This is a genomic window from Catellatospora paridis, from assembly GCF_009720365.1.
GTDB classification, from domain to species: domain Bacteria; phylum Actinomycetota; class Actinomycetes; order Mycobacteriales; family Micromonosporaceae; genus Catellatospora; species Catellatospora paridis.
This window is the reverse complement of record NZ_WBZD01000045.1, coordinates 1-20,501: the sequence shown is the minus strand read 5'-3', so window position 1 is coordinate 20,501 and position 20,501 is coordinate 1. Positions and strand designations below refer to the sequence as shown.

22 protein-coding genes and 1 pseudogene are annotated in these 20,501 nt (G+C 72.2%); 11 read left to right on the top strand and 12 right to left on the bottom strand.

Annotation, left to right across the window (positions count from 1 at the left end; translation table 11 throughout):
• Window positions 1-1,863 (top strand): endonuclease/exonuclease/phosphatase family protein, encoded by a 1,863-nt coding sequence (locus tag F9C41_RS39415; protein ID WP_155391959.1) that lies wholly within the window; start codon window positions 1-3, stop codon window positions 1,861-1,863.
• 44 nt (window positions 1,864-1,907) lie between these two features.
• On the opposite strand, the gene F9C41_RS39410 is transcribed toward F9C41_RS39415, so the two are convergent.
• Window positions 1,908-2,906, bottom strand: coding sequence for a LacI family DNA-binding transcriptional regulator (locus F9C41_RS39410; protein WP_155391958.1), 999 nt, complete (start codon window positions 2,904-2,906; stop codon window positions 1,908-1,910).
• A gap of 12 nt (window positions 2,907-2,918) precedes the next feature.
• Window positions 2,919-3,677, bottom strand: coding sequence for a maleylpyruvate isomerase family mycothiol-dependent enzyme (locus F9C41_RS39405; protein ID WP_155391957.1), 759 nt, complete (start codon window positions 3,675-3,677; stop codon window positions 2,919-2,921).
• A 67-nt stretch (window positions 3,678-3,744) separates the two neighbouring features.
• On the opposite strand from F9C41_RS39405, the gene F9C41_RS39400 reads away from it, so the two are divergent.
• The gene (locus tag F9C41_RS39400) at window positions 3,745-4,800 is read left to right on the top strand and encodes a UDP-N-acetylmuramate dehydrogenase (protein WP_155391956.1); all 1,056 of its coding nucleotides are present in this window, start codon (window positions 3,745-3,747) and stop codon (window positions 4,798-4,800) included.
• Between the two features lie 187 nt (window positions 4,801-4,987).
• Here the strand turns inward: F9C41_RS39400 and F9C41_RS39395 are convergent, their stop codons facing one another.
• The 3 genes from F9C41_RS39395 to F9C41_RS39385 form a co-directional block, all read right to left on the bottom strand.
• Window positions 4,988-5,146 carry a hypothetical protein gene (locus F9C41_RS39395; protein ID WP_155391955.1) on the bottom strand — a complete coding sequence of 53 codons (159 nt, stop codon included), beginning with the start codon at window positions 5,144-5,146 and terminating at the stop codon, window positions 4,988-4,990.
• A 127-nt stretch (window positions 5,147-5,273) separates the two neighbouring features.
• A complete protein-coding gene (locus tag F9C41_RS39390) occupies window positions 5,274-6,047 on the bottom strand; it encodes a class I SAM-dependent methyltransferase (protein ID WP_155391954.1) in 774 nt (257 codons plus the stop codon).
• Between the two features lie 90 nt (window positions 6,048-6,137).
• Window positions 6,138-6,884, bottom strand: coding sequence for an SDR family NAD(P)-dependent oxidoreductase (locus F9C41_RS39385; protein ID WP_155391953.1), 747 nt, complete (start codon window positions 6,882-6,884; stop codon window positions 6,138-6,140).
• Window positions 6,885-6,985: 101 nt separating this feature from the next.
• On the opposite strand from F9C41_RS39385, the gene mshA reads away from it, so the two are divergent.
• The 7 genes from mshA to F9C41_RS39350 all read left to right on the top strand — a co-directional run bounded on the left by mshA (window position 6,986) and on the right by F9C41_RS39350 (window position 12,578).
• On the top strand, window positions 6,986-8,275 hold the full coding sequence (mshA, locus tag F9C41_RS39380) for a D-inositol-3-phosphate glycosyltransferase (RefSeq protein ID WP_230690362.1): 1,290 nt from the start codon (window positions 6,986-6,988) through the stop codon (window positions 8,273-8,275).
• A gap of 15 nt (window positions 8,276-8,290) precedes the next feature.
• The gene (locus F9C41_RS39375; protein WP_155391951.1) at window positions 8,291-8,842 is read left to right on the top strand and encodes a type III secretion system chaperone family protein; all 552 of its coding nucleotides are present in this window, start codon (window positions 8,291-8,293) and stop codon (window positions 8,840-8,842) included.
• Entirely contained in the window at window positions 8,839-9,867 is a 1,029-nt protein-coding gene (locus F9C41_RS39370; RefSeq protein ID WP_269059028.1) for a cobalamin biosynthesis protein, read from the top strand. The genes F9C41_RS39375 and F9C41_RS39370 overlap by 4 nt, the downstream gene beginning before the upstream one ends.
• Window positions 9,864-10,901 (top strand): Rv2231c family pyridoxal phosphate-dependent protein CobC, encoded by a 1,038-nt coding sequence (gene cobC, locus F9C41_RS39365; RefSeq protein WP_155391950.1) that lies wholly within the window; start codon window positions 9,864-9,866, stop codon window positions 10,899-10,901. Before F9C41_RS39370 ends, cobC begins: the two co-directional genes overlap by 4 nt.
• Before the next feature lie 74 nt (window positions 10,902-10,975).
• Window positions 10,976-11,443: a hypothetical protein gene (locus F9C41_RS39360; RefSeq protein ID WP_155391949.1), complete on the top strand. Its 468-nt coding sequence runs from the start codon at window positions 10,976-10,978 to the stop codon at window positions 11,441-11,443.
• A complete protein-coding gene (locus tag F9C41_RS39355; RefSeq protein ID WP_155391948.1) occupies window positions 11,440-11,796 on the top strand; it encodes a hypothetical protein in 357 nt (118 codons plus the stop codon). The genes F9C41_RS39360 and F9C41_RS39355 overlap by 4 nt, the downstream gene beginning before the upstream one ends.
• A 95-nt stretch (window positions 11,797-11,891) precedes the next feature.
• Complete coding sequence (locus F9C41_RS39350; protein WP_230690361.1) at window positions 11,892-12,578, top strand: GNAT family N-acetyltransferase; 687 nt, start codon at window positions 11,892-11,894, stop codon at window positions 12,576-12,578.
• Window positions 12,579-12,696: 118 nt separating this feature from the next.
• Here F9C41_RS39350 and F9C41_RS39345 read toward each other — a convergent pair whose 3' ends face one another.
• The 3 genes from F9C41_RS39345 to F9C41_RS39335 are packed head-to-tail and all read right to left on the bottom strand — an operon-like array spanning window position 12,697 to window position 14,287.
• A complete protein-coding gene (locus F9C41_RS39345; RefSeq protein WP_155391947.1) occupies window positions 12,697-13,212 on the bottom strand; it encodes an O-acetyl-ADP-ribose deacetylase in 516 nt (171 codons plus the stop codon).
• A gap of 15 nt (window positions 13,213-13,227) precedes the next feature.
• Window positions 13,228-13,434, bottom strand: coding sequence for a DUF397 domain-containing protein (locus F9C41_RS39340; RefSeq protein WP_155391946.1), 207 nt, complete (start codon window positions 13,432-13,434; stop codon window positions 13,228-13,230).
• 22 nt (window positions 13,435-13,456) lie between these two features.
• Window positions 13,457-14,287, bottom strand: coding sequence for a helix-turn-helix domain-containing protein (locus F9C41_RS39335; RefSeq protein WP_155391945.1), 831 nt, complete (start codon window positions 14,285-14,287; stop codon window positions 13,457-13,459).
• Between the two features lie 224 nt (window positions 14,288-14,511).
• On the opposite strand from F9C41_RS39335, the gene F9C41_RS39330 reads away from it, so the two are divergent.
• Window positions 14,512-14,739, top strand: a complete 228-nt coding sequence (locus tag F9C41_RS39330) for a hypothetical protein (RefSeq protein WP_155391944.1) — start codon at window positions 14,512-14,514, stop codon at window positions 14,737-14,739.
• Window positions 14,736-14,927: a hypothetical protein gene (locus tag F9C41_RS39325; RefSeq protein WP_155391943.1), complete on the top strand. Its 192-nt coding sequence runs from the start codon at window positions 14,736-14,738 to the stop codon at window positions 14,925-14,927. Before F9C41_RS39330 ends, F9C41_RS39325 begins: the two co-directional genes overlap by 4 nt.
• 55 nt (window positions 14,928-14,982) lie before the next feature.
• Here the strand turns inward: F9C41_RS39325 and F9C41_RS39320 are convergent, their stop codons facing one another.
• From F9C41_RS39320 to F9C41_RS40965, 4 genes and pseudogenes are all read right to left on the bottom strand, one after another.
• Complete coding sequence (locus F9C41_RS39320) at window positions 14,983-16,584, bottom strand: serine/threonine-protein kinase (RefSeq protein ID WP_155391942.1); 1,602 nt, start codon at window positions 16,582-16,584, stop codon at window positions 14,983-14,985.
• A 15-nt stretch (window positions 16,585-16,599) separates the two neighbouring features.
• A complete protein-coding gene (locus F9C41_RS39315) occupies window positions 16,600-18,219 on the bottom strand; it encodes a serine/threonine-protein kinase (protein WP_230690360.1) in 1,620 nt (539 codons plus the stop codon).
• Complete coding sequence (locus F9C41_RS39310; RefSeq protein ID WP_196280158.1) at window positions 18,216-19,925, bottom strand: FHA domain-containing protein; 1,710 nt, start codon at window positions 19,923-19,925, stop codon at window positions 18,216-18,218. Before F9C41_RS39310 ends, F9C41_RS39315 begins: the two co-directional genes overlap by 4 nt.
• 218 nt (window positions 19,926-20,143) lie before the next feature.
• Window positions 20,144-20,501: pseudogene (locus tag F9C41_RS40965) on the bottom strand (hypothetical protein); the annotation flags it as partial.

Genomic DNA, 20,501 nt, shown 5'->3' with positions numbered 1-20,501 from the left:
GTGTCGCGGAAGACCCTCGCCCTCGTCGCGCTGCTGTTCGCCGTCACCGCCCAGCTGCTGCGCGCCTGCGGGCCGCTGCTGGATCAGGTGGCCGGGCCGGTCGGCATCGTCAACGCGGCCCTGATCGCACTCGCGATCTTCGCCGTACCCGGTGCGCTCGTGCTGGTCCTGCCACGGGTGCTCGGCCGATTCCCGGTGCTGTTCGCCGTGACGATCGGGCTGGTCCTGGCCTGGTGCGCCGCAGCGGCCTTCGGGCCGTCCCTGGCGCTGGCGGCGGCCGGCGCGGTGTTCGGCATGACCGCGCTGGCACTGGTCGTGCGGCAGGCCGCCGACGCGGTCACCGTGACCGTCGGGCTGCTCGCCGGTGGCGTCGTCGACCTGGCCGTCCGCTCGCTGACGGTCACCTGGGACCCGACCTGGGGTCAGCTGCCGCACCGCACCGGCATGACCGCGCTGGTCGTCGCGATCTTCATCCTGGCGCTGCGCGGCGCGGACGAGCCCGCGCCGGCACCCGCCGGGCGTGTCTGGGCGCTGGGCGGCTACCTGGCGCTGTGGACGACGACGCTGGGCAACCCGGCGTTCGCCGCGTCGCAGTCGGGGGTCGCGCTGCAGCTGTGCCTGGCCGTCCTGATCGGGGTGCTGCTGGTCGCGATCGAGCTGGTACGCCGGCTGACGCTGCATGGCGGCACGAACGCGATCCCCGAGCCCGACCACTGGGTCGCGGGCTCGGCGGCGCTCGCCGGGATGGCCGGCGGCCTCGCCCTGGCCTGGTGGGGGACCGGGCCGTGGGTGCTGCTCGGCATCGCGCTGACGCAACTGTCCGCGGCGGTCGCCGTCGCGCGTGCGGTCGCGGCCCCCGGCAACTCCGGCGCATGGGCGTACGGCCTGGTCTGGGTCCTGCCTGTGCTGCTGTTCCAGGTGCACTACGACATGCCGTTGCCGTTCGACAACCGGTGGCTGCTGATCGCGCTCGCGGTCGCCGTCGGTCTCGCCGGGATGGGCCGCCGGCCCTTCCACCCGGGCGGCTGGCGCGTCGACCTGCGCGCGGTGGTGGCCCGCCCCGCGCCGGTCACCGGCGTGCTCGCACTGGCACTGCTGGTGCCCGCGCTGATGTACGCGACCCGTCCCGTCACCGATCCCGTCGTCGCCAGCGCCGTGGACGTGCAGGTGCTGAGCTGGAACGTCAAGTACGGCCGGGACGACGCCACCGGGCAGGCGGACCCGCGCCAGCTGGCCGAAGCGATCCAGGCCGTGAACCCGGACGTGGTGGTGCTGCAGGAGGTCAGCCGGGGCTGGGCCATCGGCGGCGGGGTGGACGTGGCCGAGTACCTGTCCCGCGAGCTGGGCATGCCGTTCGTGTGGTCGCCGGCCGCGGACGGGCAGTTCGGCAACCTGCTGCTGACCCGGCTGCCGGTCAGCGGGGTGCGCACGGGCTCGCTGCCGTACGGGCAGGGGCCGATGGGCCGGTCGTACCTGAAGGCGACGCTGGGCCTGCACGGCGGCCGCAGCCTCGACGTGGTCACCGCGCACCTGACGCACCGCAAGCCGAACACGCCGACCCGGCTCGCGCAGATCGACGAGCTGCTGGCAAAGGTCGACCCGGCCGTGCCGACGCTGGTCGCGGGCGACTTCAACTTCTGGCCGAGCTGGCCCGAGCAGCGCTCGTTCACCAGCGCGGGCTGGGTGTCGGCGCAGGACGCCACCGGCCACGGCACGGCCTGGACCTCCCCGACCGACCGCCCCACCAACCGGGTCGACTGGGTCTTCGGCTCCCCGCAGATCGCCTTCACCGACTTCGCCGTCCTCGACCAGGTGACCGCCAGCGACCACTTCCCGGTCCTGGCCACCATCACCCTCCGCTGACCCGCCACGCCCGCCAACCCGCGGGCTGGGCGACGCGGTCGCACTCAGGTGGTGCCGCGGATGACGAGTTCGGTGGGGAGGATGACGCTGTCGGCGATGGCTTCGCCCGCGGCGAGGCGGAGGAGCTGGCGGGCCATTTCGCGGCCCTGGCCGACGATGGGCTGGCGGACCGTGCTCAGCGGGGGCTCGGTGTAGCGGGCCAGCGCGATGTCGTCGAAGCCGATCACGGCGACGTCGTCGGGGACGCGGCGGCCCGCGGCCTGCAGGGCCTGCAGTGCGCCGTGGGCCATCAGGTCGGAGGCGACGAAGACGGCGTCGAGGTCGGGGTCGTCCTCCAAGAGCTGGCGCATGGCGACCGCGCCGGAGTCGCGGGTGAAGTCGCCGACGGCCACGATCGAGCGGCGGTCGCTGCCGCGCAGCTCCTCGCGGTAGCCGGTGAGCCGGTCGATGCCGGCGACCATGTCCTGCGGGCCGGCGATGGTGGCGATCCGGGTGCGCCCGGTCTCCAGCAGGTGGCGTACGGCCATCCGGCCGCCGTTGACGTTGTCGACCTCGACGTAGGGCACCCGGACCTGGCCGAGCGGGCGGCCGCCGCACAGCACCGGGATGCCCATCCGGGCCAGCGTGCCGGGCAGCGGGTCCGCGCCGTGCATCGAGGCGATCAGCACGCCGTCGATGTGCCGGGCCAGCGCGTACCGCTCGATGCGGTCGTGGCTGGCCTGCGAGCCCGCGACCATCAGCACCAGCTGCTTGTCCGCGGAGTCGAGCTCCTGGCTGACGCCGCGGATGATGCCGGGGAAGAACTGGTCGTCGGAGAAGACCCGGGACGGGCTCTCCGGCAGGATCAGCGCGTACGAGTCGGTGCGCTGGGTGACCAGGCTGCGCGCGGCCTGGTTCGGCACGTACCCCAGCTCGTCGATGGCCCGGCGCACCGCGGTGCGGATGGACTCGGCGACGGTGGGGGAGTCGTTGACGACGCGCGACACGGTGGCCCGGGACACCCCGGCCCGCTGCGCGACCTGTTCGAGGGTCGGCCGGGGCATCTGTGCCGCCGCTCAGCCGGTACGCAGGCAGGCCAGCAGCGACTCGTCGCCGCTCACCTCGAGCGTGTCGAAGCCGATCCGGCCCCACAGGGCGAGCATCAGGTCGCTGGCCGGGCCGGCCGCGTGCACGCGGGTGTCCGGGCCGTCCGCGTCGAGCAGGGTGTCGGTGTCGAGCAGCGCGATGCCCTCGCCGCGCAGCCGGACGAACCACTCCTGGCCCTCTTCGGGCGCGGTGAGCTGCACGACGCCGTACCGGTCGGTGGGGCCCTTGCGCTTGCCCGCGGGCAGCCAGCTGTCCAGCACCTCGGTCACGCCGTCGACGGCGAGGCGGTCGTCGAGCGGCTCGGCCATGCCCTGCGCCATCTGCATGTCCCAGCGGTGCAGGGCGGTCTCGTGCGCCATGCGGCGGTGCCAGAAGTCGGCCGTCTTGGCCTGCGGGGCCCAGTTCCAGGTGGGCATGTGCGGGTCGAGCGCGTCGAGCAGGTCGACCAGGCCCTTGCACTCGTCGTCGAACCAGGCGAGGGTCTCGTCGGCGCCCGGGTAGTCGTGCCGGCGTGCCGCCGGATCGGGCGCGCTGGTCACCCCGCGGCTGGCGAAACTGCGCACCCAGCGGTAGGTCCCGCCCAGGTGGTGCACGAGGTTCAACACGGTCCAGTCCGGACACGTGGGCACGATCGCGGTCAGTTCGGCCTCGCCGGCGACGGCGCGGAACGCGGCCGCGTCAGTGCGCAGCGAGTCCAGCCAGAGTTCCTTGCTGCCGTGAGCTCTCATGGCCTCGTCCTCATCGCGTCTTCCCCACCTGGTCATTCGGGATCAGTGGCGGCACTAGTGTGGTGACGTGTCTGACAATAGTCCCGCCCGCCACGCGCTCGCCGACCTGACCACCCTAGGGCTGGGAGGCCCGGCCGGACGGCTGGTCACGGCCGAGTCCGCGGACGACATCGTGTCGGCCGTACAGGAGGCCGCCCGCGCCGACGAGCCGCTGCTGGTCCTCGGCGGGGGCAGCAACGTGGTCATCGGCGACGTCGGCTTCCCCGGCACCGTGCTGCTGATCCGGTCCAGCGGGATCGACGTGGTCGGCGAGCACGGCGAGGAGGTGTCTGTCCGCGTCGCCGCAGGTCACCCGTGGGATGACTGCGTCGCCCAGACCGTCGCCGACGGACTTTCCGGCATCGAGTGCCTGTCCGGCATCCCGGGGGCGGCCGGCTCCACACCCATCCAGAACGTGGGCGCGTACGGCCAGGACGTGTCGCAGACGATCGAGTCGGTGACGGTGTACGACCGCACCGAGGGCGAGATCGACGTGCTCGGCCCCGCCGACTGCCGCTTCGAGTACCGCAACAGCCTGTTCAAGTACACCGACCGCTGGGTCGTGCTCGACGTGACGTTCCGGCTGCGCCGGGACCCGCTGTCCGGCCCGGTGGGACACGCCGAGCTGGCCCGCCTGCTCGGCGTGTCCGAGGGCGACCGGGTGCCGTCGGCCGACGCCCGCGCGTCCGTGCTGGAGCTGCGCCGGAGCAAGGGCATGGTGCTCGACCCGGGCGACCCGGACACCGACTCGGTCGGCTCGTTCTTCACCAACCCGGTGCTCAGCGCGGCGGCGTACGGCGAGCTGTGCCGGCGGCTCGACGGCACGGATCCGCCGGCCTGGCCGGGCGCGGACGGCGTGATGAAGGTGAGCGCGGCGTGGCTGATCGAGCGGGCCGGCTTCAAACGCGGCTACACGCGCGGCGCGGTCGGCATCTCGTCCAAGCACATCCTCGCGCTGACGAACCGTGGCGGCGGCACCACCGGGGAGCTGCTGGAACTCGCCACGGAGATCCGCGACACGGTGCACGAGCGGCTCGGGGTGACCCTGCGCCCGGAGCCGGTCCTGGTCGGCTGCGAGCTCTGAGGCGGCGCCGGTCGGAGCACCGCCGCGGCCGCCGCCGCGGCCAGTAGCCGCTGCCGGCGGCGCACCCGGCGCTGGGCCGGTGGCGGGTGCCGCGGTCAGCGGTGCGGGCGGCGCAGGCCGCCTGCCAGCCAGCCGAGGCCGCCGCAGACGACGAACAGCACGGCGAGGCGGATCAGGTCGCCGCGGTTCACTCCGCGGACCGTCGGGCCAGCACGAACGCGACGACCAGCAGTACGACGCCGAGCAGCAGGAGGCCGACCCCGAGCAGGAACGGCGGGCTGGTCTGCACGGTGAGCTGCTGGCGGCTGTGCGCCGAGAGCGCGATAAACTCCCCAATGAGGTTCATAACGGACGTAACGACCGGCCCGACCGGAAGGGATCATCCTTCTCGGATCATGACCGCCGACTTCTCGTTCAAATCTTGACGAGCTGTTGTCGCGCGGGCAACCAGAAATCGTCAAGATCCGTGCTGGTCAGCGCGTCGGCCAGGGGAGGGTGACCTCGCCGAGGCGCCAGCGGGACGGGCGGTCCAGGACCGGCCAGCCCGCTGCCTTGAGCCGGGAGACCGCGTCGAGCCAGCGCTGGCGGGGGCCGAAGACGCCCAGCGGGGCGGCGTGCCGCCAGGCCTCGTCGAGCGTGCGCAGCAGGTCGTACACCGGCTCGCCGGGCACGTTGCGGTGGATCAGCGCCTTGGGCAGCCGCTCGGCGAAGGTGGCCGGGGACTCCAGGGTGGACAGCTTCGCCGCCAGTGTCAGCGTGGCCGGAGTGGACGTGCCCGCGGGCAGTGCCGCCCAGGCGGCCAGGCGGCCCAGCTCGTCACAGGTGCCCTCGACCAGCCAGCCGCCCGGGGCCAGGCCGGCGGTCATCGTGGTCCAGGCGTCGGGGACGGCGCTCTCGTCGTACTGCCGCAGCACGTTGAAGGCCCGGACCACGACGGGCCGCAGGCCGGCCAGCTCGAACCCGCCCCGCGCGAAGGTCAGCCCCGGCGGGTCCGCGGCAACCTGCGCCGCCGCGACCCGCACCGGATCGATCTCCAGCCCGGCCACCCTGACGTCCGGCCGCACCCGCGCCAGCCGCGCCCGCAACTCCACCGCCGTGATCGGCGTGGCCCCGTAACCCAGGTCCACCACCAGCGGATCCGCCGCATCCCCCAGCGCCCGCCCGCACCACCAAGCGATCCACCGATCCACCCGCCGCAACCGGTTCGGATTGGTGGTCCCCCGCGTGACCTCCCCCTGCGCCTTCACCGTCCCCCTCCCCTCGCGTTGATCATGAAGTTATGGCGGCGACACGCCGTCGACCCGTGCCATAAGTTCATGATCAACCCGGAAGGGCGCCTACACGCCGACGCGGTGGACCTTGTGTTGGGCGGCTTGGGCCAGGGGGCGGACGACCAGGCGGTCGATGTTGACGTGGTGGGGGAGGTCGGCGCACCAGGTGACGCAGGTGGCGATGTCGTCGGCGGTGAGGGGCTCGGCGACACCCGCGTAGACGGAGGCGGCGCGGGCGGCGTCGCCTCCGAAGCGGTTCAGGGCGAACTCGTCGGTCTTGACCATGCCGGGGTCGATCTCGACGACGCGGACCGGCTCGCCGCACAGCTCCAGGCGCAGGGTCTCGACCAGGGCGGTCTGGGCGTGCTTGGCCGCCGCGTAGCCGCCGCCGCCCTCGTACACGATCAGCCCGGCGGTGGAGCTGATGGTGACCACGGTGCCCGCGCCGGAGGCGATCAGGGCGGGGAGCAGCGCCTTGGTCAGGCGCAGCGTGCCCAGCACGTTCACGTCGAACATCGCCTGCCAGTCGGCGACGCTGGCGGTCGCGACCGGGTCCGCGCCGACCGCGCCGCCCGCGTTGTTGACCAGCAGATCCACCCGGTCCAGCGTCGCAGCGTATGAGGAGACCGCGTAGTCGTCGGTGACGTCGCAGGTCACGGCGGTGCCGTTGATCTCCTTGGCGAGCGCTTCGACCCGCTCGGTGCGGCGGGCGAGCGCGTGCACGTGGTAGCCGGCGGCCGCGAGGTGTCGGGCGGTTGCGGCGCCGATGCCGCTGGACGCCCCGGAGACGACGGCGATCTTCTGGTACGACATGAGCAGCATCTTAGGCGTCGTGACGTCCCATCATCCGGGCTGCGACGCTCATCACGCCCCCGATCGGGAAGACACCGGGCCTGTCGGATGTTGATCGACACGTGAACTCTCGTTCCCTCCCCCAGGGGCTGCCCAGGCGGATCGCCACGCTCTCCGTGCACACCTCCCCGCTGCACCAACCGGGCACCGGGGACGCGGGTGGCATGAACGTGTACATCGTCGAGGTGTCCAAACGCCTGGCCAAGGCCGGGATCGAGATCGAGATCTTCACCCGGACCACGGGCGGTGACCTGCCCCCGCGGGCGGAGCTCGCGCCAGGGGTGACCGTCCGGCACATCAGCGCCGGCCCGTACGAGGGCCTGGCCAAGGAGGACCTGCCCGCGCAGCTGTGCGCGTTCACGCACGGCGTGCTCGGCATCGAGGCGGCCCGCCCGCCCGGCCACTACGACCTGCTGGCCTCCCACTACTGGCTGTCCGGCCAGGTCGGCTGGCTGGCCAAGGACCGCTGGGGCGTGCCGCTGGTGCACACCGCGCACACCCTCGCCAAGGTCAAGAACCTGCAGCTGGCCGAGGGCGACCGGGCCGAGCCGATGGGCCGCGTGGTCGGCGAGGAGCAGGTCGTCGAGCAGTCCGACCGGCTCGTCGCCAACACCCCGACCGAGGCCCGGGAGCTGATCGACCTCTACCGCGCGCCGCTGGAGCGGGTCGCCGTCGTCGCCCCCGGCGTCGACCTGGAGCGCTTCCGCCCCGGCGACCGGGCCGCGGCCCGCGCCCGCCTCGGCCTGCCCGCACACGCGAAGATCATGGCCTTCGTCGGCCGCATCCAGCCGCTGAAGGCTCCCGACGTGCTCATCCGAGCCCTGGCCGAGCTGCGCGACCCCGACGCGATCGCGCTGATCGTCGGCGGCCCCAGCGGTTCCGGCCTCGACCGGCCGACCTCGCTGATCGACCTGGCCGAGTCGCTGGGCGTACGCGACCGGGTGCGCTTCCTGCCGCCGCAGGCCGGGGACCGGCTCGCCGACGTGTACCGCGCGGCCGACCTCGTCGCCGTGCCGTCGCACAACGAGTCGTTCGGCCTGGTCGCGCTCGAGGCGCAGGCCTGCGGCACGCCCGTGGTGGCGGCCGCCGTCGGCGGACTGGTCACCGCGGTGCGCGACGAGGTCAGCGGAGTGCTGGTCGACGGACACGGCGCGGCCGACTGGGCGCGGGTGCTGGACCGGCTGCTCGCCGAGCCGGGCCGCCGCGAGGAGCTGGCCGCGGGCGCGGTCAAGCATGCGTACGACTTCTCCTGGGACCACACGACCACCCGGCTGCTCGACGTCTATCGTGAGGCGATGACCGAGCACCGGTCCCGCCGGCAGCTCGAACTCGCCGGCTGCGCCCGGTGGTGACCCGCTAGGAGCCTCATGACCACGGTCGAGCAGGCCTGCGCCTTCATCGAGCAGGCCTGTGCGGAGCTGCCCCTGGACCGCACCGGGCCCCACTCCTACGTGGTGACCCTGCCGGGCACGCACAAGCTCAAGACGAACGTGAACCTGATCGTCGGCGAGCACGCGCTGCGCATCGAGGCGTTCGTCGTGCGCCAGCCCGACGAGAACCGCGAAGCCGTCTGGGCCTGGCTGCTGCGCCGCAACGCGAAGCTGTACGGGGTCGCGTTCACCGTCGACGCCGTCGGCGACGTCTACCTGACCGGCCGCCTGCCGCTGGCCGCGGTCTCGCCGCAGGAGCTGGACCGGCTGCTCGGCGCGGTGCTGGCGGCCGCCGACGAGTCCTTCGACACCTTGCTGGAGCTGGGCTTCAGCACCGCGATCAAGCGGGAGTGGCGCTGGCGGATCAGCCGCGGCGAGCCCACCGACAACCTGCGCGCCTTCCGCCACCTCATGGACGAGCCGCTGACACCCGACGACGAGGCCATCCTCGACACCGGCACCGACGTGCTGCCGGAGCCCGGCCGGTGACCTCCCGGCGGGCGGCCCGGCGGGCCGATGCGCTCGGCATGCTGGCGGGAGTGGCGCTCGACGCGGCGTTCGGCGATCCGCGGCGGCTGCACCCGGTCGCCGGGTTCGGCAACTTCGCCAAGGTCGTCGAGCGGTACACGTACGCCGACTCGCGCCGGGCCGGGGCCGCGTTCACCGCGCTGGCCGTCGGGGTGCCGGTGGCGGCCGCCGTGCTGGCGCAGCGGGCCACGCGGGGGCGGCCGGTGCTGCGTACCGCGCTGGTGGCGGCCGGGACCTGGGCCGCGCTCGGCGGGCGCAGCCTGCGCCGCGAGGGCGGCCTGATGGCCGGGGCGCTGGAACGCGGCGACCTGGCCGCGGCCCGCGCCCGGCTGTCGCACCTGTGCGGCCGCGACCCGTCCGCACTGGACGAACCCGGCCTGGCCCGCGCGACGGTCGAGTCGATCGCCGAGAACTCCGCCGACGCCGAAGTCGCGCCGCTGGTCTGGGGCGCGCTGGCCGGGCTGCCCGGCCTCGTCGGCTACCGCGCCGTGAACACCCTCGACGCCATGGTCGGGCACCGCTCGCCGCGCTACGCCCGGTTCGGCACGGCCTCGGCGCGCCTCGACGACGCCGCCAACCTGGTCCCGTCCCGCCTCACCGCCGCGCTGGCGACGGTCTCCGCGCCGCTGGTGTCCGGCTCGCCCGCCCGAGCCGCCGCCGTCTGGCGCCGCGACGGCGACGCCCACCCCAGCCCGAACTCCGGTCAGTGCGAGTCGGCCTTCGCCGGCGCCCTCGGCGTACGCCTCGGCGGCACGAACATCTACTTCGGCCGCGCCGAGACCCGCCCGACCCTCGGTGACGGCCCCGGCCCCCGCACCCGCGACATCCGCCGCGCCGCCACCCTCTCCGCCGCCGTCGGCCTCTCCGCCGCCGTCCTCGCCGTCCTCACCCGCCTCACCGCCTCCGCTCGTCTAGGGCGAAGGAAGGGCACCTTCTTGACGGTTTCCGTAGAGGAAGGTGCCCTTCTTGACGGGCAGCGCGGGTGAGCGGCGTGGGGGGCGGGTATGACCTCGGGCATCACGGTGACGTCGAGGTCGGCGCCGGTCTGATCGACCTCGCGGTGAACGTGCGGCAGGCCCCACTGCCGGACTGGCTGGCCGAGCCGATCCTGGCGTCGCTCGGCCGCCTGGACGCCTACCCCGACGGCACCGCGTCCCGCGCCGCGATCGCCGCCCGGCACGGCCGGGACCCGGACGAGGTGCTGCTCACCGCCGGTGCGGCGCAGGCATTCACGCTGCTGGCCCAGGGCCTGCGCGACGCGCGGCGGCCGGTGGTGGTGCACCCCCAGTTCACCGAGCCGGAGGCGGCTTTGCTGGCCGCCGGGCACCGGGTGGGCCGGGTGCTGCTGCCGGAGCCGTACACGCTGGACCCGGCCGCCGTGCCGGACGACGCCGACCTGGTGCTGCTCGGCAACCCGACCAACCCGACCTCGGTCGCGCACCCCGCCGACGCGGTCGCGAGCCTGGCCCGGCCGGGCCGGGTGCTGGTGGTGGACGAGGCGTTCGCCGACACGATCCCCGGCGAGCCGCACTCGCTCGCCGCGCGGCGCGACCTGCCCGGCCTGGTGGTGGTGCGCAGCCTCACCAAGACCTGGGCACTGGCCGGACTGCGCGTCGGCTACCTGCTGGCCGCGCCGGACCTGGTGCGCCGGCTGGCCGCCGTACAACCGCTGTGGCCCGTGTCGACGCCCGCGCTCGCGGCCGCGGCCGCCTGCGCCACACCCGCGGCCGTCGCGGCCGAGGAGCTGATCGCCCACGAGCTGACCGCGCGCCGCGAGCACCTGCTCACGGCGCTGCGGCAACTGCCCGAGGTGGTCGTCGCGGGCACGCCGGCCAGCTCGTTCGTGCTGCTCAAGGTCGCCGACGGCCTGGGTGTACGCAGCCGCCTGCGCGACGCGGGCTACGCCGTGCGCCGCGCCGACACCTTCCCCGGCCTCGGCCCGGACTGGCTCCGCGTGGCCGTCCGGGATGAGCACACCACCGACGACTTCGTCGCCGCGCTCACTGCGGCGATGTCCTGAGCCGTCGACTGATCCCCAGGTCCGAAGACCGCCGGATGCTGTCGTCGGACCGACTACTGAAGTAGCGTTGAAGTATGACTGTCCCACTGGAGAGCGTGCCGTTCTCCGAGTTGCTGCGGGAGCCGTCGGCGACCGCGGACCGGCTCTCGCGGGTGCGAGCGGTGCGGCTGCGCCGACGCGACGCGGATGACCTCGTGCTCATGACGGCCGCGCGCGCTGAGCAGGAGGGTCAGGTCATCGACATGACCGCCCGCCTGCTGGCGGAGATCGCCCACCGCGACCCGCAGGTGATCGCCGAGGTGCTGCCCCGCGTGCTGCCGTGGGTGCGTTTCCTCCCCTTGCCCGCCGTGGACGAATTCGCTCAGGAGTTCGTCGCGACGGCAGGCGCCGCCAGCGCACTCGGGAACATGGCCGCGGTGTCGGTGCTGCTCACCGCGTGGCGACACACGGCCGAGGCCTACTCCGACCCCGACCTGCACACGATCCTCGCCGGTGAGACCAGCGGGGACTACGGCCCGGTGCCGGTGCCGGAGGCCGCATGACGCCCAAGCGCGGCGACCGTGCCGCGCCACCCACGTTGCCAGGGGAGTACGCGATCAGGTTCGCGGCCAACGACGCGGCGAAAGGGTGGGAGGATCTGTGCCGTCAAGCGGCCGGCCACACCCGAGCGGCGTATGAGGCGCTACGCGACAATCCCTGTCCCCGACCCGAGACCGACCGGCAGCACCGGCTCAAGTACGACCTCGCCTGGGCGAACCACGACGGCGTACGCCTTGAACAGTGGCAATACGAGGTGACTGCCGGCGGCCGCATCTGGTACGTGGTCGATCACGAGGCCCGCGTCTGCTGGATCAAACACGCCGGCACCGGCCACCCCAAAGCCACCGACCGCTAGCTGGATAACCCCGGTCATGCCGACCGTGGCGATTGTTATTGCCAGTAAGTTGCAATAAGGTGGATCATGGAGGAGGAGATCTGGAGGGTGGCAGGGTGCAGCAGGAAGGCGGGACAGTTGGCGCTGAGCGTGGCGACCTGCCGGGCCTCATCGCCGGATGGGTCCACGGCTGGGCTGTCTCGCGTGCGGCACCCGTGCCGGTGGCGGTGCCACAGGGATGGCGCATCGACGTCGGAGTTCCTGGCCATCGTCTGCGCTACGTCCTTCATACCCCCGACGATCAGTCGCTGTCGCGGCTGGGCGAGCGGCAGAACGCACCCGGAACGTGGATCAAGGTCGCCGCGGACCCGGCGTATCTGCGCGCGGCCCTCCCACCTCCATGGGCGATGGCAGACACCGGCTTTCTCATGACCACCACGCTCACCGGCGACGCCGACAAGCCACCCGCGCCGTACACGATCCGAACCACGATCACCGACGTCGTCGTCGTCACAGTCCTCGACGCCACGGGCACACCCGTGGCCTCCGGCAGGCTCGCACCGGCCGGGGTGATCGGAGTAATCGACCAAGTCGAGACTGCCCCCGCGCACCGGCGGCGTGGGCTCGGCAAGACAGTGATGCGCCTGCTTGGACACCATGCCGTTCAACTCGGCGTGCATACCGGCGCCTTGGTCGCCACCGACGACGGGCGCAAGCTGTACGGCACCCTCGGCTGGACGGTGCGGACTCCCATCGCCGCCGCCCACGTACCCGAACCGGAACCGGAACCGACCCTCACCTGATCGGACGTCCGCACATCTGCAGAAGTACGGGCCACTCCGACCCCGACCGGCAAGCGATCCTCTCGGATGAGCCGATCGAGCAACCTGCCAGGTTGCACCACGACTCGCGAGGCGGAACCTAGCTCCGACCGGCTTGGACGCCCGATGCGGTCCGGTAGGTGGGCTCGTCGAAGAGCACCAGAATGGCTTCCTCGACCGTGGTATCGGCGTTCTCCAGCACGTCCAGGGCCTGGCGTACGGCGTCGTCGACCGGCCAGCCGTAGATGCCCGAGGAGATCAGCGGGAAGGCGACGGTACGCGCGCCCAGCTCGCCCGCCACCCGCAGCGCGTTGCGGTAGCAGTCGCGGAGCAGCTCGGCGCGGTCCTCGGTGGCGCTGTACACGGGTCCGACGGTGTGTACCACCCAGCGCGCGGGCAGCTTGCCTGCGGTCGTGGCGACGGCCTGGCCGGTGGACAGGCCCCGGCCGTAGTGGGAGGCGCGCAGCGCCCGGCATTCGGCGAGGATCTCCGGGCCGCCCTTGCGGTGGATCGCGCCGTCCACGCCACCGCCGCCGAGCAGCGACGAGTTGGCCGCGTTGACGATCACGTCCACTTCCTGGCGGGTGATGTCGCCCTGGACGAGGTTCACCTGCATGGTCGACTCCGACAGTCAGCGGTCGAACTCGCCGGCTTTGACCCCGAAGAGGAACGCGGCCCAGTCCCCGGCGGCGAAGGCGAGCACCGAACCGTCACGGTCCTTGCTGTCTCGGACACCGATGGTCGTTGTGGTCAGGGCAACCTCGACGCACTGCCCACCGTTGTTGTCGCTACGGGAGCTCTTGCGCCACTCCGCCTGGTCGAAATCCGAACTCGCCATGCTGTGATCATCTCCATCGGTGCTACAGGCGAAGCTCCTCGGCGATCCGCTCGATCAGCCGCACGGACTCCTGCGGGCCGAGCGCAGCGGCACTCAGCCGATTCCACAGCCTAGAGTAGTCGCGCGCCGTCTCCTGATCATCGAGGTAATACGCATTCGTGTAGTCCTCCAGGTAGACGACGTCCGCACCGGCATCCTGGTTGAACCGCAGCAGTGTGAAGGCGAAGCTCGACGTCGTGTATGTCGCAGCGTCGAACGGCAATACCTGCAACGAGATGACCGCCTGCGCCGCGGTCCGAGCCACGTGTCGCAGTTGACTGCGCATGACCTCCGCGCCACCGATCTGTCTGCGCAGTGCCGATTCGCTGATGATGACCGCGAAGTCTGGCGCATCGTCGCGAGTCAGCAGGGATTGGCGCTCTTTGCGGAGTGCCACATGGTCATCGGCTCTGCCGGAATCACCCGGTCCCATGGCACGGATGTACTCCTCGGTCTGCAGGATGCCGGGCATGATCTCGGACTGGTACCAGCGGACTTCCGACGCGGCGGCCTCCAGATCGACGTACTGCCGAAACCAGTCCGGGACGTTTCGCCCGCTCCAGCGGCCGCGTTGGCGTCCCGCGCGTGCCAAATCGCGCAGCGCATCGGCTGGCTCGCCGACGAGACCGTAGAACTCCAGTAACGCATTGAGGTCGTGGATCTTGATGCCGGACTGGCCGAGTTCCATTCGGCTGATCTTCGTAGCCGCCGCATCGATGACGCGACCAGCCTCTTCCTGAGTGCGTCCGGCGGCTTCGCGTCCACGGCGAAGGGCTTGGCCAAGTCGTCGACGTTGAATCGTGGGGTTGTCCACCTGCGGACTCCTTGCTGATCCGTCGCCGCCGAAGAGAGCGTGGCGGCCAAACTTAGGTTCCTAAAATAGGAATCGATCAGTAGTGTAATCCACAACGGACACAGCTTGTCACTGCCTCAGGCCATCGGGCCGGTCGCTGATAAGTGCTTGTCATAAGCCGGAGGCGGGGCTGACTGGTTGGCCCCGGCGCCCCGCCTCCACCACAACTCCACTGGAGGTGGTTCATGGCAGTCTATCTGGCCATCGCCGGACTCGGCATGGTCGTGCTGCTGGCCATGCTCGCCGGATGGTTCCTGCGCGGGCACGCGGCAAGCTGGTGTGCGTCCTGTGGTGGCGCGGTCGGCGCGGTCTGCGGCGCGTGCACCCATCGCGTGGCGCGTGAGCAGGTCATGCGTACCCAATCGCCCCGGCTCGTCCGGCACCGGGCGGACACCGAGGCGGTGTCCGCGTGAGCGCTCCTCCGCACGGTCACGCCCCGATCCCGGATGAGCTGGCGCGACGGTACTGGCAGGCCGTCGCCGTCCACGGCGACGACCCGGCCACCGACATGTGCGTGCACTGTCGACGGCACCGCTGTCCCGAATGGGCGTACGCCGTGGAGCAGTTGATCCTGGCCGACCTGTTGGACAGCGACACCTGATCGCCGCACGACTGAGCCCACCCGCTGGACGGCGGGTGGGCTCAGCGTTCGTGCGTCACTTGCAGGAGTACGTGAACTTCGACGAGCCCTGGATCACGGTGGGTTTCAGGATGCGCAGGGTGGCCTCGGCCTCCCTGGTGCCCTTGCCCTGGAAGCGCCAGAACAGGTGCACCTGAACGCTGCGCTGGCCCTTCTTGACCGCCTGCTCCAGCGCGCCGGAGGTCTCGCCGTCGTTGCGCAGCCACTCGTACGTGATCTTCCCGGCCTGGCCGTCGGTCTCGATGAGGCCCACCACGTCGACGTTCACGTCGCACGCGGCGGTGACCGGCGGGACGACGGGCGTCACGGCAACCTTGGTGACCTGGACCGCGTTGTTGTTCTCCTGCCACCAGGTCCAGGCGACATAGCCCGCGATGACCAGCAGCGCGACCGTGGTCAGCGCGCTGAAGAACGCGGCGATGCGCTTGCCGACCGACTTCTTGCGCCGGGGCGGCGGGGCGGCCTGCGCGGCGGCCATCTGCCAGGCGGGCGGCGCGGGCGGCACACCCTGCCCGAACCGCAGGTTCACGTCCTGCTGCGGCTGTTGCGCCGGGGGCGGGGCGGCCCGGCCGACCTGGTACGCCCCGGATTTGCGCTGCTCCTCGGCGGCGCGGTTGCCGAGCCGGGTCGCCCCGTCCGGCGGCACCACCGGCATCACCGCGGTCGGCGGCGTGGCCCGCGGCGTCTGCTGTGGCACCGGCGGCGCGGAGTGGGAGCCGCCGGCCAGCTGCACCGTCTCCTCGGCCGCCGGGACGCCACCGGGCATCCCGGCCACCGGAGCGGCGGGCGGCGCGGACACCGGCCGAGAAGAAACCGGCGGCGCGGAGACGGGAGGAGCTGAAACGGGTGGCGCAGAGGCAGGAGGAGCTGAAACAGGCGGTGCGGAGACCGGCGCGGCGGACATCGGGTGCATCTGCGCGGCGAGCGCCTTCAACGCGGCGCGGTCGCCGAAGCCGGTGATCCGCTGTGCCGCAGCGCTCAGCGTGGTCAACGCGGCGGTCAGGCCGGCGCTGCCGCCGACGGCCTCGGCCTGCTGTCCGGCCTGGCGCAGCAGTTGCCGGGTCTCGGCGTCATGGCAGGCGTCGGCGAGCTCGGCCAGCAGTCGGGACCAGCCGGCCGCGTCATGGCCGGGGCCGGGGGTCGTGCCGAGCACCGCGTGCCCGTAACCGGCCTCGGACAGCAGGGCCGCGCCGCCGGCGCTGACCACCACACCGTGGGTGTTCAGCTCGCCGTGCGCGAGCTGGGCCTGGTGCAGCCGGAGCAGTGTCTGGGCGGTGTCGGTGGCGATCAGTGCGGCCACGGCGGCCGGCAGGGTGACCCCGGCCGCCAGCGCCTGCGCCACCGTCGGCGACGGTGCCGCATTGGTGATCAGCCAGCTGTGCCTGCCCTCCGTCACCTGGTCGATGACGTTGAGCAGGCCGGGCACGCGCAGGCGGGCCTGGGCGCTGACCGCGTCGGCGAGCCGACGCGCCGCAGCCGGGTCGGTCAGACCCCGATCCTCCAGGCGCAGCGCGCCGCGCTGCTTGCCCTCCGCCGTCGACACCGTGTGCCATGTGCCGAGCCGTCCGGCCCGCCCCGCATCCAGCAGGGTGTACTTGCCACCGATGGTGTCGGTCACCGCAGCGCGTCCTTCTCAGCCGATGATGCAGTTGGCGTTCTGAATGATGGGTGCAGAGTAGACCTTCGTGGGAATAGCAGGGCCGCCCCGCGTCGTCTCGATGGTCACCCGGATCTGGGTGTTGCAGTAGAGCAGGCCGGTCATGTCGACGGTGGTGGAGACCGTCGTGCTCGTCCCATCGGTGATGCCCTCGACCAGGGAGGTCTTCTGCGGGATGGTGCCGATCGGCTGGAGGTTGTAGTCGATCGCGGTGAACCGCAGCGTGTAGCGGTATCGGCCGGCGTTCTCGGTGTTCACGATGACCGTGGTGCGGGAATCCTTGCCCGCGTTGGCCGCCGCGGTGCCGTTGCAGATCCCCTTGACCAGCCAGCACGTGCTGGGGCGCAGGAACGCGACGACCGGGGCGGCCGGGGTCACCGGCGACGAGGAGGGCGACGGCGAAGGTTTGGGCGAGGGCTTCTTGCTCGGGCTCGGCTGCGGATCGTCCGACGGGGAGGGTGACGGGGACGGGCTCTCCGACGGGGACGGGCTCGGCGACGGGGAGGGCGACGGTGACTCGCTCGGCGACGACGATGCGTCCGCGGTTGCGGTCACGCTGGGCAGCGGTGTCGGACTGGTGCTCGTCGGCCACAGTGCCGCGGCCCCGGCGCCGCCCAGGATCAGTACCAGTGCGGTGATGCTGGCCGCCAGAGTGAACGCCTTGCGGGACATGCCGAGGATCGTGGTGCCGATGGCGGTGGCGTTGGCCTGCACCGCGGCCAGCGGGAACAGCAGCGCCAGCAGCAGTGCGCGGCGGGCCAGCTTGCTGCGGCCCTCCTCCTCCCACTCGGCCCCGTAACCGGCCCCGGCGACGGCCTCCAGTTCGCGCAGGAACGTCGCGGCGTCCTTGGGGCGCTGCTTGGCATCCTTGGCCAGGCCCCGGCGGACCAGTCCGCGTACGGCCTCGGGCACCAGCTCCACCGGGACCGGCGCCTGCTCGTGCTGGCGGCGCAGGCCCTGGATGTCGCCGGGGGCGCGGAACGGCGGCTGCCCGGCCAGGCACTCGAAGAACGTGGCGGTCGCCGCGTAGATGTCGGTCGACGGGCTGGCCGGCGCGCCGGCCCACTGCTCGGGGGCCATGTATGACGGCGTGCCGGCGAGCGGGCCCTGACGGCCGCTGCGCGCCGAGATGCCGAAGTCGGCCAGCTTGCTCTGGCCTTCGCCGTTGACCAGCACGTTCTCGGGCTTGTAGTCGCGGTGTACGACGCCGCGGTCGTGGGCGGCGGCCAGACCGAGCAGCGAGCCCTTCAGCACCACCAGGGCCGCCTCGGGCTCGGTGGGGCCCTGCTCGCGCAGGATCGCGCGCAGCGCGACGCCGTCGACCAGCTCCATCACGATGGCCGCGCCGCCGGGCGCTTCGATGTACTCGTACAGCCGCGCGACCTGTGGCGACTCCACCTCGGACATGACCCGGGCCTCGGCCCGGAACGCGCGGATGAAGGTCTCGTCGTCGCGCAGCTGCTCGGCCAGGTACTTGATGGCGACCTTGACCTGGGTCGCCTCGTGCTCGGCGAGCACCACCAGCCCGGACGCGCCGCGCCCCAGCTCGCGGATCTCGATGTACCCGGGAACGGTCCACATGTTCGGCTGGCTCATGCCGCCACCTCCGCCGTTGCGGCCTTACGGGACTTGATGAAGCCGGTCAGCTTGCGGAACAGCCGGTACCAGATCGGGAACATGATCAGGCCGATGCCGAGCACGATGACCAGCACGTCGATGCCGGGCGGCAGGTACTCCTCGACGAGCCCGCCGAGCCGGTCGCGCCAGGCCAGGAAGCCCAGCAGCACGAACAGGCCGGTGCCGACGACGGCGGTGAAGCCGTACGCCGCCATGCCTATCTGCTTGATGCCGGGCTTGCGACCGGCCTTGATGTCGGACCAGATGCCCTTGGTGAAGTAGGCCGACGCCTCCTCGCGCAGGCGCGGCAGCCGCAGCGCGTCCGCGAGCGCCTGGTATCCGTCCAGCGGCATCAGCGGGTTCAGGTTGTACAGCGTGTTCAGGTAGAGGCCGAAGGCCAGCTGGTAGGCGATGCCGGACACCTGCGGCGCGGGCGCCCAGGCGGCGACCGCGGCGAGCATGCCGGCGATGGCCGCGGTCGACAGCGGCCCGGACAGCGTCACCACGATGCGCGACCAGCGGCTGCCGAACCACATGTCCGAGGTGTCCACGAAGGCGAACGGCATGCCCATCATCAGCATGAACCCGCCGCGGGTGACGGTGCGGCCGTACGACTTGACGGCCAGCGCGTGCGCCGACTCGTGCACGATCAGCGCGAACAGGTAGCCGGCGGCGATGACGATCGCACCCCAGACGCCCGCGCCGTTGATGTCGAACAGGTTCTGGTGCGCGCTGGCCACGGTCATCGCGTAGATGCCGCCGGCGATGCAGAACCAGAGCCCGACCACGCCGGTACGGGTGAAGAATCGCCAGCCGAACGACCGGTACATCCGGGTGAACACCCGGTCCAGGCCCTTGACCGACACCTCCATGCGCAGCAGCGTCTTCAGCACGGCCTGCCCGAACCGCTTGAGCAGTGGCGGCTTCTCCGCCTCGCGCTGGCCGTGCAGGCCGCGCACCAGCTCCAGCGCCGCGAACGTGCGCAGGGTGCGCTCGATGCGGGGCAGTGCCAGCTCGCCGTAGCGCTGGGCGTACGCGAAGAGCAGGTCGCGCACGGTGTTCTCGCCGTCGAGCTGGTGCCACAGGAACACGTCGCGCTCGTCCAGCTGCAGATACTGCCCGGAGCGGGTGTTGCGCAGCACCCACTGCTGGTCGCCGCGCATGTCCGGCACCTGCTTGAGGGCCCAGCCGCTGCGCCGCCGCGGCCGTGCCGTGAGCGGGCCGGTGGCCGTCGGCGCTTCCTCGGTTTCCGGGGCTGGCAGCAGGATGCTGTGCTCGACGCCGCGCACCATTGTCTTGGAGCCGATCGCCGCCGAGCGCGGTTGGGCGAATCGCAACGGGATGTCACCGATGTGCAGTTTGGACTCGTCAGGCAGCGGGGCCCAGTCGCCGTGGAAGGTGCGCTTGCCGATCGTGGTGCCGTTGAAGGAGTTGAGGTCCTCCAGGTGGAAACCCTCGGCGTTGCGCACGACCCGGGCGTGGTGGCGCGAGACGCTGGCGTCGTCGAGCACGATGTCGTTGTCGGGGCTGCGGCCGATCGTGGTGGTGGGCTTGATGAGCGGGTGGACCCGCTCGCCCGCGGCGTCGGCCCACCGCAGCTCCGGCGCCGCGTACGAGTCCACGACGGCGCCCTTGCGCAGCGTGCCGCAGTGCAGGCAGTACGGGTAGTCCCGCCGCAGGTGCACATGGCAGGCGTGGCACAACATCGTTCGGCCTTTCAAGGGGTATGGAGCCGTGCGGCGAGCCGAATCATAGGCGGCCGAACGGCTGCACGCTCTCGGCTGACTGCTTTACGACGGTGATCCGTTCAGGCGGTTCGTCGATGGGTGAGCGGCTTCTGTGCCGGGCAGCAGAGGTGCGACGGGGGTGCACACCCCTGCTGCCCGGTGTCTGGTGCGGACGGTCAGGCCGTCGCGGTGGCTTCGGTCCCGTCCTCGTCGGACTTGAAGGCCTTGCCTGCCACCGCACCGGCGACGCCGCCCGCGACCGCACCCGCGGCCAGGCCCGCTCCGCCGATGATCAGCTCCTCGGCGCCGATGCCGTCCGAGCTCTCGCTCGCGGCGGCCGGGTCGGCCTGGATGGCACCCGCCTGTGGGGCGCCGCCCTGGGCCGGGTCGGCGCCGGGGGCAGGCGCGGTCGGATCGCCGGACTGCACGACCACGACGACCGGACCGGAGTCCGCGGCCGGCGCGACCACCGGGTCCGCGACCGGCGCGGGAGCCGGCGCGGGCGGCGCGGGTGGCGCGGGAGCCGGCGCGGGC

What these genes read in the sequence shown, in the direction of transcription:
- F9C41_RS39355 (WP_155391948.1), top strand. Translation starts at nt 11,440, where the DNA reads ATGACGCCCAAGCGCGGCGACCGTGCCGCGCCACCCACGTTGCCAGGG.
- F9C41_RS39330 (WP_155391944.1), top strand. Translation starts at nt 14,512, where the DNA reads ATGGCAGTCTATCTGGCCATCGCCGGACTCGGCATGGTCGTGCTGCTG.
- F9C41_RS39405 (WP_155391957.1), bottom strand. Translation starts at nt 3,677, where the DNA reads ATGAGAGCTCACGGCAGCAAGGAACTCTGGCTGGACTCGCTGCGCACT.
- F9C41_RS39315 (WP_230690360.1), bottom strand. Translation starts at nt 18,219, where the DNA reads ATGAGCCAGCCGAACATGTGGACCGTTCCCGGGTACATCGAGATCCGC.
- F9C41_RS39385 (WP_155391953.1), bottom strand. Translation starts at nt 6,884, where the DNA reads ATGTCGTACCAGAAGATCGCCGTCGTCTCCGGGGCGTCCAGCGGCATC.
- F9C41_RS39395 (WP_155391955.1), bottom strand. Translation starts at nt 5,146, where the DNA reads ATGAACCTCATTGGGGAGTTTATCGCGCTCTCGGCGCACAGCCGCCAG.
- F9C41_RS39360 (WP_155391949.1), top strand. Translation starts at nt 10,976, where the DNA reads ATGACTGTCCCACTGGAGAGCGTGCCGTTCTCCGAGTTGCTGCGGGAG.
- F9C41_RS39375 (WP_155391951.1), top strand. Translation starts at nt 8,291, where the DNA reads ATGACCACGGTCGAGCAGGCCTGCGCCTTCATCGAGCAGGCCTGTGCG.
- F9C41_RS39345 (WP_155391947.1), bottom strand. Translation starts at nt 13,212, where the DNA reads ATGCAGGTGAACCTCGTCCAGGGCGACATCACCCGCCAGGAAGTGGAC.
- F9C41_RS39410 (WP_155391958.1), bottom strand. Translation starts at nt 2,906, where the DNA reads ATGCCCCGGCCGACCCTCGAACAGGTCGCGCAGCGGGCCGGGGTGTCC.
- F9C41_RS39340 (WP_155391946.1), bottom strand. Translation starts at nt 13,434, where the DNA reads ATGGCGAGTTCGGATTTCGACCAGGCGGAGTGGCGCAAGAGCTCCCGT.